Origin of the sequence: Streptomyces sp. GbtcB6 (genome assembly GCF_019091475.1) — a bacterium.
GTDB classification, from domain to species: Bacteria; Actinomycetota; Actinomycetes; order Streptomycetales; family Streptomycetaceae; genus Streptomyces; species Streptomyces hyaluromycini.
Map to the genome: position 1 here is coordinate 89879 of NZ_JAGXJL010000002.1, position 15464 is coordinate 105342.

Here is a 15464-nt window from a genome sequence, read left to right on the forward strand (position 1 = left end):
GCGCTCCCGCCGGCTCTCGCGGGCAGCCCCGCTCACCGCGCCCTCGCACTGGCGTGCTATGACCCCTGTTCCATGGAGACCGTGCCGACCGAGCCGATCACCCCGTCCACCCCGCGGCCCGTACGGTGGCCGACGATGGTGCAGGGGTGGCATGAACTGACCTTCCTGCACTGGCCGGTGGAGCCGGAGCGGGTGGCGGGGCTGCTGCCCGCCGGCACCCGGCCGGACACGCTGGACGGGGTCACGTACATCGGTCTCGTCCCGTTCCTGATGCGGGGCACGGGCTTCGGGCCAGGGCCGGGGCTGCCGTATCTGGGCACCTTCTGCGAGACGAACGTACGGCTGTACTCGGTGGACGGGCAGGGCCGGCGCGGGGTGGTGTTCAAGTCCCTGGACGCGACCCGGCTGCTCCCGGTGCTGGTGGGCCGGCTCGGGTTCCGGCTGCCGTACATCTGGTCCGCGATGCGGCTGCGCCGCGAGGGCGACGTGATCACCTACACCTGCCGGCGGCGGCGTCCGGCGGCCGCGAGCCGGGCGGTCGTGCGGATCGGGACGCCGATAGCCGAGCCCTCCCCGCTGGAGCACTTCCTGACCGCGCGCTGGGGGCTGCACGTGACCTGGCACGGCCGTACCGCGCACCTGCCGAACGAGCATCCGACCTGGCCGCTGCACCGGGCCGAACTCCTGGATCTGGAAGACGAGTTGGTGGAGGCTGCGGGCCTGCCCGCACTGTCCGGGCCGCCGGTCAGCGTGCTCTGGTCGCCCGGCGTGAAGGTGCGGTTCGGGGCCCTGGAACTACTCCGCCACCCCGGGTAAAGAAATCGTATGGTCTAGTCCAAAGTGAGCTTTGGTCCAGTCCAATTCATTGACGTGACCGCGACACCTCCGGAAGCTGGGACCACCCCACCTCCCCGGCCCCCCTGGAGGCACCAGTGAGACCCCTTCGCGCATGTCTGGGCGCGGCGGCCGCCGTCACCCTCGCCGCCGCCGGCACCACCGCACTCGTCGCGAGCGACGCCTCGGGCGCGACCACCGCGCTGAGCAACCGGTGGTACGCGGCCGCCCCTTACCTGATGCCGCTGGACAACAACCCGCCGGACGCCGGCGCGATCATGGACGCCAGCGGCCTGAAGGCGTTCCAGCTGGCGTTCGTCCTGGCCCCCAACGGCGGCGGCTGCTCGCCCACCTGGGGCGGCACGGCGGCGGTCTCCTCCGACACCGCCGTCCAGTCGGTGATCAACACGATCCGGGCCAAGGGCGGCGACGTCTCCGTCTCCATCGGCGGCTACGGCGGCACCAAGCTGGGGCAGACCTGCGCGGACGCGGCCTCCACGGCGGCGGCCTACCAGCAGGTCATCACCAAGTACGGGCTGCACGCGATCGACTTCGACCTGGAGGAGCCGGAGTACGAGAACACCGCGGCGATCAAGAACGAGATCGGCGCCGCGAAGATCCTCCAGCAGAACAACCCGGGCCTGTACGTGTCGGTGACGACGGCCGGCACGGCGGACGGGACCGGCTGGTTCGGCAAGCAGATGCTGCTGGAGGCGAAGTCGCAGGGGTTCACCCCGAACAACTTCTCCATCATGCCGTTCGACGGCGGTTTCAGCGGAGCCGCCTCACAGACCAGCGCGCTCACCAACTTCAACTCGATCCTGCAGTCCACCTTCGGCTGGGACCAGGCGACCGCCTACGCCCACGAGGGCTTCTCCGGGATGAACGGGCGCAGTGACACCGGCGAGTACTTCACCCAGGCCGACTTCCAGACCGTGCTCGACTACGCGACGAGCCACAACATGGACCGCTTCACGTTCTGGTCCCTGAACCGCGACCGCCAGTGCACTCCGGTCGACAACAACGGCACCACGTCCGGGACCTGCTCCAGCGTGGCGCAGAGCGCCTGGGACTTCGCCAAGTACTCGGTGAAGTTCGCCGGGGTCACCCCGCCGACCACCACCCCCACCCCCACGCCCACCCCGACACCCACTCCCACCTCCTGCAAGACCGCCTGGAGTGCGACGGCGGTGTACACAGCCGGGAACGAGGTCTCGTACAACAGCCACAACTGGAAGGCCAAGTGGTGGACCCAGAACGAGGTGCCCGGCGCCTCCGAGTGGGGCCCCTGGCAGGACGAGGGCGCCTGCTGACCTCTTGACGGGATTGGTCCGGACCTTTACCTTCACGAGTCATCGAGGGTTACGGATGCGGCCGGAGTTCACATACATGAATCCCATGGAGTGGACTCCGGACGCATCCCTCTGACGAAAGGACCCCCCACGTGAACCGATCCCGGATGCTCGCGGCGCCGACCGCCGCGGGCCTCGCCCTCGCCCTCACCGTCCTGTTCGGCGGCAGCGCGGACGCGGCGAACCCGAACGTCGCACCCGGCGGCAACTTCGACCTGTCCATATGGCAGCTCCAGGAGCCGGTCGGCTCCCCCGGCTCGCCGACCACCATCTCCTCGTCCCGGCTGCAGGGCGCCAACGGCTACCAGGACGCGTACTTCTACACCGACACCCGCGACGGCGCGATGACCTTCTGGGCGCCCGAGAAGGGCGTCACCACCCCGAACTCCAACTACGCCCGCTCCGAGCTGCGCGAGATGAACCGGGACGGCAGCGCCGCGAACTGGTCGCTGAGCGGCAGCCACAAGATGAGCGCGACCCTGCGGGTGGTCTCGGTGACCAAGAACGTGTGCGTGGGCCAGATCCACCTCGGCACCGGCGGCTCGTCCACCAAGCCGCTGCTGGAGCTGTACTACCACTCCAACGGCGACATCGTGCTCGGCACCGAGAACTCCCCCGACGGCGGCCAGACCACGCACAGCGTGGGCAATGTGTCGGTCGGCAAGACCTGGACGTACACCATCTCCGTCTCCGGCGGGAACACCATCAACCTGACCGTCAACGGCACTACGACCCACTACGCCATTCCGTCCTCCTTCAACCAGTACAAGCAGTACTTCAAGGCGGGCTCGTACAACCAGTCGTCCTCCGACAGCACGACCAACGGCGCCCGCGTCGCGTTCTACGGTCTGACCGTCACACACGGCTGAGTTCGTCTGGTCCACCCTGGCGGGGGCCGTCGTTCCGCCGCACGATGGAGAGGCCATCCGCGCCGCGGCCGGACGACGGGAGGACTCATGACGCAGAGCTGGGGGCCACGCCCTCCCGCCACGGCTGACGGCCCCGAGTGGCGGCCGGAGCTGGACATCCCGGGGCCCGGGCAGCAGCGCCGCTGGACGGTGCTGCTGCGCTGGCTGCTGCTGGTCCCGCAGTTCGTCGTACTCGGCCTCCTCGGCATCGCGGCGTTCTTCGTGACGGTGGCCGGCTGGTTCGCGGCGCTCGTGCTGGGCCGGCTGCCCGACTCCATCGCCTCGTTCCTCGGCAAGTACCTCGCCTACGAGACCCGGATCGCGGCCAGCTCCATGCTCCTGGTGGACCGGTATCCGCCGTTCGCCCTCACCGCGCCCGACTACCCGGTGCAGATCGAGCTGCGGCCCACCACCCTGAACCGGTTCGCGGTGCTGTTCCGGCTGATCCTGATGATCCCGGCGGCGATCATCGCGAACCTCGCGGCGACCGGCTGGCTCGCGGTCGGCTGGATCTTCTGGATCATCGGGATCGTGCTGGGACGGCTGCCCGGGCCGGTCTTCGGGGCCACGGCCGCGGTCGCCCGCTACCGGATGCGGTTCGGCGCCTACACCAGCATGCTGTCGCCCGTCTACCCGAAGGGGCTGCTGGGCGACGCTCCGACCGCCGAGGACGAGGTTCGCTCCGCCACCCGGCCGCTGGTCCTGGACACCGCCGCGAAGGTCCTGATCTGGGTCTTCCTGGTGCTCGGCCTGGTCACCCAGGTCGGCTCCCGCAGTACCGGGAACTCCGACGACAACGGGCTGGCGAATACGCCGCAAGTGGTACATCTCGCAGGACGGTCGTAGCGTCGAAGGGAACATGTCCGGCGGAACGGGCGGGAGCGACCATGCGCAGACCAGTGGTGGAAACGGCGATCGGACTCGGGGCGGCCCTGCTGCTCACGGCAGGCATGACGACTGCTTCCGCGACGCCGCCGACACCGCCCGCGTCGCGGGCGTCGGTCCAGCACCCCGTGCTCGTGGACTGCCTCTGGCACCAGCGGTTCAGGCCGACCGACTTCTTGCTGGCCTGCGGCGACGGCAACAGCATCCTCACCGGCATGCACTGGACCCAGTGGAACGACAACACGGCGGTCGCCCAGGGCGTGAACGCGGTGAACGACTGCAAGCCGTACTGCGCGGCCGGCAAGTTCCACAAGTATCCGGTGACCGTACGGCTCGACCGCCCGACGGCCTGGACGAAGCACCCGAACGTGCAGCACTTCACGCGGCTGAACCTGACCTACTCCGGTGCCAGGCCGGAGGGATACACGCAGGTCATGAGCTACCCGATGTGGAACTGAGCGGGGCCGTCACCCGGCTGCGCGGCATGCGGGGCCACGCCGTGCGCCGGGCGGGCGACGTCGCGGCCACGGCTGCCGCGGCCCGGGGACGGCGAAGCCTCATGTTGGTGTGACCGGTACGCCGGAGCTCCGCGCTCCCGTCGAAAGAGGTCACATGCCCCGATTCCCCCGCCGGGCCGTCGCCGCCCCGGCCGCGGTCGCGATCGGCCTGCTCGCGGCGGTTCCGGCCGCGAGTGACGAGCCGGTCCTCTCCCGTCCCCACACCGTCGCCCATTTCGACCTGGCCCACGGACAGACACCCGAGAGTGTCGTCGCCGAGAGTGGCGGCACCGTCGACGTGTCCTTCGCGTTCGCCCGGCAGGTCGTCAAGGTCACCCGGGAGCGCCGGGTCCGGGTCCTCGCGACCCTGCCCGACGAGAACAACCCCCGGACGCCCCTCGTGAGCAGCGCGGTCACGCACGGCCTGGCCCGCGCGCACGACGGCACGCTGTACGTCAACTACGCCACCGGCACCGGCAGGACCGGTGTCTGGCGCATCCCGGCGGGCGGCGGCACACCCGAGCAGATCGCCCAGCTGCCGGCGGACGGCCTGCCCAACGGGCTGGCCCTCGACGAGAAGCACGGCGTGCTCTACGCCGCCGACTCGGCGCTGGGCACGGTGTGGCGCATCCCGCAGGCGGGCGGCACGGCCACGGCCTGGGCCGCGGGCACCGAGCTCGCCGGGCTCCCGTCGGCCACCGGCTTCGGTGCGAACGGGATCCAGGTGCACAAGGACGCGGTGTGGGTGACCAACACCGACCGGGGCACGCTGCTGCGCATCCCGGTGGGTGCGGACGGCTCGGCGGGGACGGCCGAGACGAGGGCGGCCGGCCTCACCGGGGTCGACGACTTCGTCTTCCCCGGGCACTCGGACCTCGTGCTCGCCGCGCTGAACCCGTCCAACGAGGTCGTGCTGGTCAGCCCGGACGGCAGCCGAGGCAGCGTCCTTTCCGTGCAGGAGGGGCTGTCCAACCCGACCTCGCTGGCGGTACGCGGCCGCGATGTGTTCGTGACGAGCGCCGCCTACTTCACCCAGCGCGACCCGAACCTGCTGAAGGCCCGGCTGGGCGCGCACTTCTCCCGTTCGTAGCCGGGGAGGGCCGGATCGCCCGGCCCTCCCCGCCCTCGGGGGCTGTCCGGCCTCAGGCGATCTCCACCAGCAGGTCGCCGCCCTCCACCTGCTGGATGCGGTTGATGGCGAGCCGGGAGATCCGGCCGGCCTTCGGGGCGGTGATGGTGGCCTCCATCTTCATGGCCTCGATCGTGGCCACCGTGGCGCCCGCCTCGACCTCCGCGCCCTCGGTGACCGCGAGGGTGACGACTCCGGCGAACGGGGCAGCGACATGGCCGGGGTTGGCGCGGTCGGCCTTCTCGGTGGCCGGGATGTCGGAGGCCGCCGCCCGGTCGCGGATCTGGATCGGCCGCAGCTGCCCGTTGAGGCTCGACATCACCGTGCGCAGGCCGCGTTCGTCGGCCTCGCCGACGGCCTGCAGCTCGATCAGCAGCCGGACGCCGGGCTCCAGGTCGACCGAGTACTCCTTGCCCGGGCGCAGCCCGTAGAAGAAGTCCTTGCTGTCGAGGACGCTGGTGTCGCCGTACGTCTGGCGGTGGGTGTCGAACTCGCGGGTCGGGGCCGGGAACAGCAGCCGGTTGAGGGTCGTGCGGGGCTCCTTGGCCAGGCCCTCGCGGTCCTCGGCGGTCAGCTCCGGTGCCGGCTTTGCGGCGGCGCGGCCCTGGAGGGCCTTGGTGCGGAACGGCTCGGGCCAGCCGCCGGGCGGGGTGCCCAGCTCGCCGCGCAGGAAGCCGATGACCGAGTCCGGGATGTCGAACCGGTCGGGGGTCGCCTCGAAGTCCTCCGGCCGCACCCCGGCGCCGACCAGGTGCAGGGCGAGGTCGCCGACCACCTTGGAGGACGGGGTGACCTTGACCAGCCGGCCCAGGATGCGGTCGGCGGCCTCGTACATCGCCTCGATGTCCTCGAAGCGGTCGCCGAGACCCAGCGCCACGGCCTGGGTGCGCAGGTTGGAGAGCTGGCCGCCGGGGATCTCGTGGTGGTAGACGCGGCCGGTCGGCGAGGCGAGGCCCGCCTCGAAGGGGGCGTAGACCTTGCGGACGCTCTCCCAGTACGGCTCCAGGTCCTCGATCGCCCGCAGGTCGAGCCCCGTGGGACGCTCCGAGTAGTCGGTCGCGGCCACGATCGCCGACAGGGAGGGCTGCGAGGTCGTACCGGCCATGGAGGCCACCGCGCCGTCCACCGCGTCCGCGCCCGCCTGGATCGCGGCCAGGTAGGTGGCCAGCTGGCCGCCCGCGGTGTCGTGGGTGTGCAGGTGGACCGGGAGGTCGAACTCCCGGCGCAGCGCCGAGACCAGCTTCGCCGCGGCCGGGGCGCGCAGCAGGCCCGCCATGTCCTTGACGGCGAGGATGTGTGCGCCGGCCTCGACGATCTGCTCGGCGAGCCGCAGGTAGTAGTCGAGGGTGTAGAGCTGCTCGTTCGGGTCGGACAGGTCGGCGGTGTAGCAGAGGGCGACCTCGGCGACCGCGGTGCCCGTCTCGCGTACGGCCTGGATGGCGGGGCGCATCTGACCGACGTCGTTGAGGGCGTCGAAGATGCGGAAGATGTCGATGCCGGTGGCGGCGGCCTCGTGGACGAAGGCGTCGGTCACCTCGGTCGGGTACGGGGTGTAGCCGACGGTGTTGCGGCCGCGCAGCAGCATCTGGAGGCAGATGTTGGGGACGGCCTCGCGCAGGGCTGCGAGGCGCTCCCAGGGGTCCTCGGCGAGGAAGCGCAGCGCCACGTCGTAGGTGGCGCCGCCCCAGCACTCCAGGGAGAGAAGTTCGGGCAGGGTGCGGGCGACGACCGGGGCGACAGCGAGGAGGTCCTTGGTGCGCACCCGGGTGGCGAGCAGGGACTGGTGGGCGTCGCGGAAGGTGGTGTCGGTGATGCCGATGGTGGGCGACTCGCGCAGCCAGCGGGCGAAGCCCTCCGGACCGAGCTCGACCAGCCGCTGACGGGAGCCCGCGGGCGGCTCGCCCGCCGGCAGCGGGGGCAGCTTGGTGGTCGACTCGATCAGGTGAGGGCGCTCGCCGTGCGGCTTGTTGACGGTGACGTCCGCCAGGTAGGTGAGCAGCTTGGTGCCGCGGTCGGCGGAGGTGCGGGCGGTGAGCAGGTGCGGGCGCTGCTCGATGAACGACGTGGTGATCCGGCCCGCCTGGAAGTCCGGGTCGTCCAGGACCGCCTGGAGGAAGGGGATGTTGGTGGCGACACCGCGGATGCGGAACTCGGCGACGGCACGCCGGGCGCGGCCGATGGCGGCCTTGAAGTCCCGGCCCCGGCAGGTGAGCTTCACCAGCATGGAGTCGAAGTGCGCGCTGATCTCGGTACCGGCGTGCGTGGTTCCGCCGTCCAGCCGGATGCCGGAGCCGCCCGGGGAGCGGTAGGCGCTGATGCGGCCGGTGTCGGGGCGGAAGCCGTTGGCGGGGTCCTCGGTGGTGATACGGCACTGGAGGGCGGCGCCGTGCAGCTTCACCGTCTCCTGGGAGAGGCCGAGGTCGGCGAGGGTCTCGCCGGAGGCGATGCGCATCTGGGCCTGGACCAGGTCGACGTCGGTGACCTCCTCGGTGACCGTGTGCTCGACCTGGATGCGGGGGTTCATCTCGATGAAGACGTGGTTGCCGTCGCGGTCGAGGAGGAACTCGACGGTGCCGGCGTTGCGGTAGCCGATCTCGCGGGCGAAGCGGACGGCGTCGGCGCAGATGCGGTCGCGCAGTTCGGGGTCGAGGTTGGGCGCGGGGGCCAGCTCGATGACCTTCTGGTGGCGGCGCTGCAGTGAGCAGTCCCGCTCGAAGAGGTGGATGACGTTGCCCTCGCCGTCGGCGAGGATCTGTACCTCGATGTGGCGGGGGTCGATGACGGCCTTCTCCAGGAAGACCGTCGGATCGCCGAACGCGGAGGCCGCCTCCCGGGAGGCCTGTTCGATGGACTCGCGCAGCGCGGCGGGTTCCTCGACCCGGCGCATGCCGCGGCCACCGCCGCCGGCGACGGCCTTCACGAACACCGGGAAGCCGATCTCGTCGGCGGCGCGGACCAGTTCGTCGATGTCGTTGGAGGGCGCGGAGGAACCGAGCACCGGGACGCCGGCGGCTCGGGCGGCGGCCACCGCGCGGGCCTTGTTGCCCGTCAGCTCCAGCGTCTGGGCGCTCGGCCCGACGAAGGTGATGCCCGCCTCCTCGCAGGCGCGGGCGAGTTCGGGGTTCTCGGAGAGGAACCCGTAGCCGGGGTAGACGGCGTCGGCCCCGGCCCGCCGGGCCGCGCCCACGATCTCCTCGACGGACAGGTAGGCCCGCACCGGATGTCCGGGCTGCCCGATCTCGTAGGCCTCGTCGGCCTTCAGCCGGTGCAGCGAGTTGCGGTCCTCGTGCGGGAACACGGCGACCGTGCGCGCACCCAGCTCATAGCCCGCGCGAAAAGCGCGGATGGCGATCTCTCCACGGTTGGCGACCAGCACCTTGCGGAACATCCCTGGATCCCTTCAGCCTGCCGGCGACGAACACCATGGTGTCAGCCGCGCCCGTCCGTAGCTCGCCGCAACATTAGGGGTTGCCTGAACCGGCTGAAGTGCGAAAACCATCACATTGACGTCGTTGAGCACTTCGGCGGGTCAGCCGCGTGACATACGAGGTTTCGGGGAAGTCCGGAGGGTTGGGGAGTCTTCAGGGCAGCCGGAAGGACGGTACGGGGTGGCGCGGTGGGCCCGGGCGCGGTATCGGCGGGTCCGACCGGGGCGGCGACGACGGTGTGGTGTCGAGGCGTTGCACGAGGCGGGCGGGGAGCAGCAGTCGGCGGCCGTGCAGCAGGCCGAGGACGATCGCGCAGGCCACGGCGATCAGGTGCTCGCGGCCGGCCAGGTTCGGTACGGCGATGGACTCCCACACCATCGAACCGCCGGTCAGCGTGAAGACGACGGGCGCGCGGCGGACCACCGCCAGGTAGGTGAAGAGGCCCACCACGGCGGCGGACGGCCCCGTGTCGAGGATCCGGCCGACCTCCGGGGGCAGACCGAAACCCCACCAGCCGGGGCCGAGCGCGACCATCACCCGGGCGGTCATCGTGCCGGCGAGGGTGGTGAGGTAGGCGACGGCGAGGGTGCGGCTGCGGCCGAGGGTGAGTTCGGCGAGCGCGAAGGCGAGGAAGAGCTGGGTGATGCCCGCCCAGACCGGCAGGTCGAGCGCCGGCACGTAGAGCGACACCGGGGTGCGCAGCAGGGAGAGCCACAGGGGCAGGTCGGCGGTGACGCCGCCGAGGTGCCACACCAGTCTCCTGCCGAAGGGATGCTGGGCGATGCCGTGGAAGAAGATGACGCCGAACGCGGCCACGAACGCCAGCACGAGCCCGGACAGCCCGCGCCGCACCAGCTGCCGTACCGGCTCCACCACGATCGCGCGCCATTCGTCGCGCAGCGTCCGCCGCACAAAGCCGACCGCCCGCGCGGCCACCCGGCTCCAGTCGCCTTCCATGAAAGGCATCGCCCCCATCGACACCGCCCCCGTCTTCGGCCTGCGCCCCCAAAAGGTTCTCCGCGCCCAGGCCGTTCCACGCGTCATCGTATAGACGTTTGGATCATTTGCGACGATGCGGGAGCTACGACCGGTCGGATATCGGCGTCGGATTTATCACCCGTCCACGGCTGAACCCGCGTGGCCGCGTTCGCGTCCCCCTCACCGGCGTCCCGGCAAAGGAGCGGTAATGCGGAAACCTTCGCGTCGCATGGTGCTGGCCACGGCTCTGGGTGCGGCGGTGACCGCCCCGCCGGCCCCGGGGGCGACCACGAGACTGCGCGCCCTGGAGCACGAACACCGCGCCCGGCTGGGTGTGTTCGCCTGGGACACCGGCTCGGGGGCCCGGCTCGGGTACCGGTCCGGCGAGCGCTTCCCGATGTGTTCGGTGTTCAAGACGCTCGCGGTCGCCGCCGTCCTGCGCGACCTCGACGAGGACGTGCTCACCGAGGTCGTGCACTACGACGAGGGCGATGTCGAGAGGGCGGGCGGTGCTCCGGTCACCGGAAAGCCCGAGAACCTCGCCGCCGGAATGACGGTCGCGGAGTTGTGCGCAGCGGCGGTCTCGTACAGCGACAACGCCGCGGCGAACCTGTTGCTGGAGCAACTGGGCGGGCCGGTGGCGGTGACGCGACTGTGCCGTTCGCTCGGGGACCGGGTGACGCGCCTGGACCGGTGGGAGCCGGAGCTGAACTCGGCGGAGCCCGGGCGGATCACCGACACCACCACTCCGCTGGCCGTCGCGACGACCTACGCCCGGCTGACCGTCGGTCACGCCCTGGACGGCGCCGACCGCGGGCGGCTCACCGGCTGGCTTCTCGCCAACACCACCGGCGGGGAACGGATCCGCGCCGGGCTCCCCCGCGACTGGACGGTCGGCGACAAAACCGGAACGGGCGGCCATGGCACCGCCAACGATGTCGCGGTCGCCTGGCCCCCGGGCCGGGCGCCCGTCGTCGTCGCCGTCCTCTCCACCCACGCCGATGCCGCCGCCGAGGCCGACTCTCCGCTGGTCAGAGCGGCCGCCACGGTGGTGGCGGACACCTTCGATCGCGGTGGCGCATAAGATCGTTCACAGTCGGGACACAGCAAGTCGCCTTCCCCGCAGCCGGTTTTCTGCAATGAGACCGGAACCGTTCTGTTTCGATCACGAACTCTCGTATAGTGACGCGCAGTTCAGCACCGAGCGTCACAACTCCTTTACCGAACACACATCCCTACCCGCTCCGAGGACCTGACCGGACCGATGACCGCGCCCACGCATCCCGGCGACCGACCGTCCCTCCGCACGCTCGTTCCGACCTTCGCGCTGACCGCCCTGGTGTCGGCCCTCGCGGTCGTCGCCGCGGTGACCGCCGCGCCGGCCTCGGTACGCACACCCCTCGCCCTCGGCGCGAGCGCCGCCGCGCTGCTGCTGTGCACGGCGGTGACCTGGGCCGTGCACGCGGCACGGGCCACGCGCGGCGCCCGGCGCCGGCTGGAGGCGGTGAGTCAGGACATCGGACGGCTGCTCCAGCAGCAGGCCCGGACCACCGAGGAGGCGCGTCAGGAGCAGCAGCGGCTGATCGGTGAACTGGCCCAGCAGCGCAGCGAGTTCGCCGACTCCTTCGAGCAGGAGCGGGCGCGGATCCACCAGGACAGCGGCCGGGAACTGGACTGGTACCAGCAGGAGAACGCCCGGCTCACCGCCGAACTCGAGCGTGCCTCCCGGGAACGGGCCGCCGCGATCGCCGCCGCCGGAAACGCGTCCGGGCGGATGCAGGCCCTCGCCACCGCGACCCTCGCCGACCTGCGGGCCATGGAGGACCGGCACAGCGACGAGGACGTCCTCGCCGACCTGCTGCACCTCGACCACCGCACCGCCCAGGCGGGCCGGCTCGCCGACTCCATCGCCGTACTCACCGGAGCGCGTTCCGGCCGCCGCTGGGCGCGTCCGATCAGCATGGAGTCCATCCTGCGCGGTGCGATGGGCCGCATCAGCGGCTACCGCCGGGTGCGGGTGCACTCGGTGAGCGGGACGGCCGTCGCCGGACACGCCGCCGAGGGTGTCATGCACGCGCTGGCCGAACTCCTCGACAACGCGGCCAACTTCTCGCCCCCCACGGCCGAGGTCCATGTGTACGTGGAGGAGGTGCCGGCCGGGGTCATCGTGTCCGTGGAGGACAGCGGGCTGGTGATGGGCGATGTGCAGCTGCGCCGCGCCGAGCGGGCGGTCACCGGCGACAGCACCGAGCTGGGCGGTCTCAGCGGCACCCGGCTCGGGCTCGCGGTGGTGGGACGGCTGGCCCGCAAGCACGGCCTGAAGGTGTCGTTCCGGCCGTCGGCGCGCGGTGGCACCGGGGTGCTGATGCTGGTCCCGCAGGACCTGCTGACCCGCCCGGTCGCCGACGAACCCGCGTCGGCGAAGGAGACGGAGCCGGCCGCACCGCCGGTGGCCCCGCTCGACCCCGCACCCGTGCACGAGTCGGCCGAGCCGGACGAGGACGAGGAAGGGCCCACCGGGCTGCCCAGGCGGCGCCGCGGCCGGACCCTCGCCGAGGCCGAGCGCCGGTCGGCGCCGCAGCCCGCGGAGCCGCGCCCCGCGACCCGCGCCGCGGACGCCCAGGTCCGTGCCGCCCGCTTCGACAGCTTCCGGCAGGCCGTCCGCCCGGCCGCGCGCGACTCCGCGCCCGACTCCGCGGACACCTTCGCCGAGATCTCCGGCTCGCCCGACGAAGCAGCCCCGTACGCCCCCACCCCCGTACACGACCCGGTCCCCGCGCCCCACCCGGAGTCCGAACCCGAGCCCACCTCCCACCCGCACGCGTACCCGGAAGGCGACACCACTTCATGACCGGCAGGACCACCGCCGACGACAAGCTCACCTGGCTCATCGAGGGCCTCCTGGAGCGCACCCCCGGCGCGCGGCACGCCCTGGTGCTCTCCCGCGACGGGCTGAAGCTCTGCCGTACCCCGGAGCTCTCCGTCGACCAGGCCGACCAGCTCGCGGCGATCGCCGCCGGCATCCAGTCGCTGTCGCACGGGGCGTCCGTCGAGTTCGGCGACGGCAGCGGCGGCGTGCGGTCGGCGATGACCGAGTTCTACGGGGGCGTGCTGTTCATCGTGGAGGCCGGCGAGGGCGCCCACCTGGCCGTGGTGACCAGCGAGGACGCGGAACCCGGGCTGGTCGGGCACAACATGAGCGAACTGGTCGAGCAGCTCGGCGAACACCTGACCGCGCAGCCCCGCACGTCATGAGCCGCCCCGGCAGGGACGACGCGCCCGACCGCCTGTACACCATCACCGGCGGCCGCAGCAGCACCGGCCCCGACAGCCCCTTCGACCTGGTCACCCTGGTCGTCGCGGAGTCGGAGCCGGCTGCCGGCATGCAGTCGGAGCACGCGGCGATCCTGCGCCTGGCCGAGTTCCCGACCTCGGTGGTGGAGATCGCCGCGGAGCTGAAGCTGCCGGTGAGCATCACCAAGGTCCTGCTGTGCGACCTGCAGGCGGCCGGCCGGGTCAGCGCCCGCCATCCCTACCGGCCGGCCATCACCGACCCCGACATCCTGGAGCAGGTGCTCGTTGGACTCCGCAACATCTGAAGCGCGCACCCCGTTGGGTGCCTCCGCCGACAACGGTTTCAAGATCGTGGTCGTGGGCGGCTTCGGCGTCGGCAAGACCACCCTGGTCCGCTCGGTCAGCGAGATACGTCCCCTCAACACCGAGGAGACGATGACCCAGGCCGGCGAGGAGGTCGACGACATCCGCGAGGTGCGCGGCAAGTCCGCGACCACCGTGGCCTTCGACTTCGGCCGGATCACCCTGGACGCCCGCAACGTGCTGTACCTGTTCGGGGCGCCGGGCCAGGAGCGGTTCTGGTTCCTGTGGGACCGGCTGTTCTCCGGCACCCTCGGCGCGGTCGTCCTCGTCGACACCCGGCGGATCGGCGACTCCTGGTACGCCATCGACCGGCTGGAGAAGCACGGTACGCCGTTCATCGTGGCCTGCAACCACTTCGGCGGCCCCGTGCACACGCCCCAGGACGTCCGGCACGCCCTCGACCTGGACCCGCACGTCCCGCTGGTCGACTGCGACGCCCGCTCCCGGGAGTCCGGCAAGCAGGTGCTGATCACGCTCGTCCAGCACGTCAAGAACCGGTACGCCGGCCCGTCCGCACCGGCGGACCTGCCCCGACAGGAGTTCGTGTGACCCCCGAAGCCGTGCCGCTCGGCGGCCCCCGGTTCCAGACCGAACCGGCGCGTCTGTACCGCGAGATGCGGCGCGACCACGGCGCCGTCACCCCCGTCGTGCTCGACGGTGACGTGCCCGCCTGGCTGGTCGTCGGCTACCGCGAGCTGCACCAGGTGACCGGGGACCCGGTGCTGTTCAGCCGGGACTCGGACCTGTGGAACCAGTGGGACATGATCCCCGACGACTGGCCGCTGCTGCCGATGATCGGCCGCAAGCAGCCGTCGATCCTCTACACCGTCGGCGAGCGGCACCGCGAGCGGGCCGGGATGATCAGCGACGCGCTGGAGGCCGTCGACCCGTTCGAACTGCGCGGCCACGCCGAGCGGTTCGCGGACGAGCTGATCGACGGGCTGTGCACCAGCGGCGAGGCCGACCTGATCGGCCAGTACGCGATGCTGCTGCCGGTGCGGGTGCTGGCCCGGCTGTACGGCTTCTCCGACGAGGAGGGCCCCGGCCTGGTCACCGCGCTCAACGACATGATCGACGGGCGTGAGCGGGCGATCGCCGGGCAGATGCATCTGGCCACGTCCATGGCGCAGTTGCTGGCCGACCGGAAGGCGGACCCGTCCGACGACGTGGTGTCGCGGATGCTCCAGGACAAGAGCGGGTTCACCGACGAAGAGATCATGCAGGACCTGATGGTCATGATGGCGGCCGGGCACCAGCCGACCGCCGACTGGATCGGCAACTCGCTGCGCCTGATGCTCACCGACGACCGGTTCGCCGCCTCCCTGTTCGGCGGCCGCAACAGTGTCGCCGAGGCGATGAACGAGGTGCTGTGGGAGGACACCCCCAGCCAGAACATCGCCGGCCGCTGGGCCTCCCGCGACACCCAGCTGGGCGGCCGCCGGATCCGCGCCGGTGACCTGCTGATCCTGGGCCTGCAGGGCGCCAACTCCGATCCGCAGGTCCGCACCGACGCCTCCGCGCTGACCGGCGGCAACAACGCGCACTTCTCCTTCGGGCACGGCGAGCACCGCTGCCCGTTCCCCGCCCAGGAGGTCGCCGAGGTGGTCGCGCGGACCGGCATCGAGGTCGTCCTCGACCGGCTCCCGGACATCGACCTGGCGGTGCCCGCCGCCTCCCTCACCCGCCGGCCCTCGCCGTGGCTGCGGGGGCTGACGGAACTCCCCGTCCGGTTCACGCCCGTACCCACCCTGTGATCACCACCGTCAGTTAGGCGCAGCACCGATCGGCGCAGTACT

General features: G+C 71.6%; 14 protein-coding genes. 12 read left to right on the forward strand and 2 right to left on the reverse strand.

All coding sequences use genetic code 11. The annotated features are described in order from the left end of the window. The first annotated feature begins 72 nt into the window (after positions 1-72). From KVT45_RS03375 to KVT45_RS03400, 6 genes are all read left to right on the forward strand, one after another. Positions 73-816 carry a YqjF family protein gene (locus KVT45_RS03375; RefSeq protein ID WP_217544954.1) on the forward strand — a complete coding sequence of 248 codons (744 nt, stop codon included), beginning with the start codon at positions 73-75 and terminating at the stop codon, positions 814-816. Between the two features lie 116 nt (positions 817-932). Then, positions 933-2147, forward strand: coding sequence for a carbohydrate-binding protein (locus KVT45_RS03380; protein ID WP_217544955.1), 1215 nt, complete (start codon positions 933-935; stop codon positions 2145-2147). A gap of 131 nt (positions 2148-2278) precedes the next feature. Beyond that, positions 2279-3055, forward strand: a complete 777-nt coding sequence (locus KVT45_RS03385; protein ID WP_308310632.1) for a polysaccharide lyase family 7 protein — start codon at positions 2279-2281, stop codon at positions 3053-3055. Between the two features lie 87 nt (positions 3056-3142). Beyond that, positions 3143-3940 carry a DUF4389 domain-containing protein gene (locus KVT45_RS03390; RefSeq protein ID WP_217544956.1) on the forward strand — a complete coding sequence of 266 codons (798 nt, stop codon included), beginning with the start codon at positions 3143-3145 and terminating at the stop codon, positions 3938-3940. A 41-nt stretch (positions 3941-3981) separates the two neighbouring features. Continuing rightward, a complete protein-coding gene (locus KVT45_RS03395; RefSeq protein ID WP_217544957.1) occupies positions 3982-4437 on the forward strand; it encodes a hypothetical protein in 456 nt (151 codons plus the stop codon). Between the two features lie 154 nt (positions 4438-4591). Next, on the forward strand, positions 4592-5566 hold the full coding sequence (locus tag KVT45_RS03400; protein ID WP_217544958.1) for a hypothetical protein: 975 nt from the start codon (positions 4592-4594) through the stop codon (positions 5564-5566). Positions 5567-5618: 52 nt separating this feature from the next. On the opposite strand, the gene KVT45_RS03405 is transcribed toward KVT45_RS03400, so the two are convergent. Continuing rightward, positions 5619-8993 carry a pyruvate carboxylase gene (locus KVT45_RS03405; protein ID WP_217544959.1) on the reverse strand — a complete coding sequence of 1125 codons (3375 nt, stop codon included), beginning with the start codon at positions 8991-8993 and terminating at the stop codon, positions 5619-5621. 193 nt (positions 8994-9186) lie between these two features. Further along, positions 9187-9999: a hypothetical protein gene (locus tag KVT45_RS03410; protein ID WP_254646278.1), complete on the reverse strand. Its 813-nt coding sequence runs from the start codon at positions 9997-9999 to the stop codon at positions 9187-9189. A gap of 220 nt (positions 10000-10219) precedes the next feature. Between KVT45_RS03410 and bla the strand changes: the two genes are divergently transcribed. The 6 genes from bla to KVT45_RS03440 all read left to right on the forward strand — a co-directional run bounded on the left by bla (position 10220) and on the right by KVT45_RS03440 (position 15422). Beyond that, entirely contained in the window at positions 10220-11095 is an 876-nt protein-coding gene (gene bla / locus KVT45_RS03415) for a class A beta-lactamase (protein ID WP_217544960.1), read from the forward strand. Between the two features lie 180 nt (positions 11096-11275). Beyond that, complete coding sequence (locus KVT45_RS03420) at positions 11276-12862, forward strand: ATP-binding protein (protein ID WP_217544961.1); 1587 nt, start codon at positions 11276-11278, stop codon at positions 12860-12862. Next, complete coding sequence (locus KVT45_RS03425) at positions 12859-13266, forward strand: roadblock/LC7 domain-containing protein (RefSeq protein WP_089103557.1); 408 nt, start codon at positions 12859-12861, stop codon at positions 13264-13266. The genes KVT45_RS03420 and KVT45_RS03425 overlap by 4 nt, the downstream gene beginning before the upstream one ends. Then, positions 13263-13610 (forward strand): DUF742 domain-containing protein, encoded by a 348-nt coding sequence (locus KVT45_RS03430; protein WP_217544962.1) that lies wholly within the window; start codon positions 13263-13265, stop codon positions 13608-13610. Before KVT45_RS03425 ends, KVT45_RS03430 begins: the two co-directional genes overlap by 4 nt. 13 nt (positions 13611-13623) lie before the next feature. Further along, entirely contained in the window at positions 13624-14217 is a 594-nt protein-coding gene (locus KVT45_RS03435) for an ATP/GTP-binding protein (protein ID WP_217545296.1), read from the forward strand. Further along, complete coding sequence (locus KVT45_RS03440) at positions 14214-15422, forward strand: cytochrome P450 (RefSeq protein ID WP_217544963.1); 1209 nt, start codon at positions 14214-14216, stop codon at positions 15420-15422. Before KVT45_RS03435 ends, KVT45_RS03440 begins: the two co-directional genes overlap by 4 nt. Positions 15423-15464 lie beyond the last annotated feature (42 nt).

What these genes read in the sequence shown, in the direction of transcription:
- KVT45_RS03375 (WP_217544954.1), top strand. Translation starts at nt 73, where the DNA reads ATGGAGACCGTGCCGACCGAGCCGATCACCCCGTCCACCCCGCGGCCC.
- KVT45_RS03390 (WP_217544956.1), top strand. Translation starts at nt 3,143, where the DNA reads ATGACGCAGAGCTGGGGGCCACGCCCTCCCGCCACGGCTGACGGCCCC.
- KVT45_RS03395 (WP_217544957.1), top strand. Translation starts at nt 3,982, where the DNA reads ATGCGCAGACCAGTGGTGGAAACGGCGATCGGACTCGGGGCGGCCCTG.
- KVT45_RS03400 (WP_217544958.1), top strand. Translation starts at nt 4,592, where the DNA reads ATGCCCCGATTCCCCCGCCGGGCCGTCGCCGCCCCGGCCGCGGTCGCG.
- KVT45_RS03405 (WP_217544959.1), bottom strand. Translation starts at nt 8,993, where the DNA reads ATGTTCCGCAAGGTGCTGGTCGCCAACCGTGGAGAGATCGCCATCCGC.
- KVT45_RS03410 (WP_254646278.1), bottom strand. Translation starts at nt 9,999, where the DNA reads ATGCCTTTCATGGAAGGCGACTGGAGCCGGGTGGCCGCGCGGGCGGTC.
- bla (WP_217544960.1), top strand. Translation starts at nt 10,220, where the DNA reads ATGCGGAAACCTTCGCGTCGCATGGTGCTGGCCACGGCTCTGGGTGCG.
- KVT45_RS03420 (WP_217544961.1), top strand. Translation starts at nt 11,276, where the DNA reads ATGACCGCGCCCACGCATCCCGGCGACCGACCGTCCCTCCGCACGCTC.
- KVT45_RS03425 (WP_089103557.1), top strand. Translation starts at nt 12,859, where the DNA reads ATGACCGGCAGGACCACCGCCGACGACAAGCTCACCTGGCTCATCGAG.
- KVT45_RS03430 (WP_217544962.1), top strand. Translation starts at nt 13,263, where the DNA reads ATGAGCCGCCCCGGCAGGGACGACGCGCCCGACCGCCTGTACACCATC.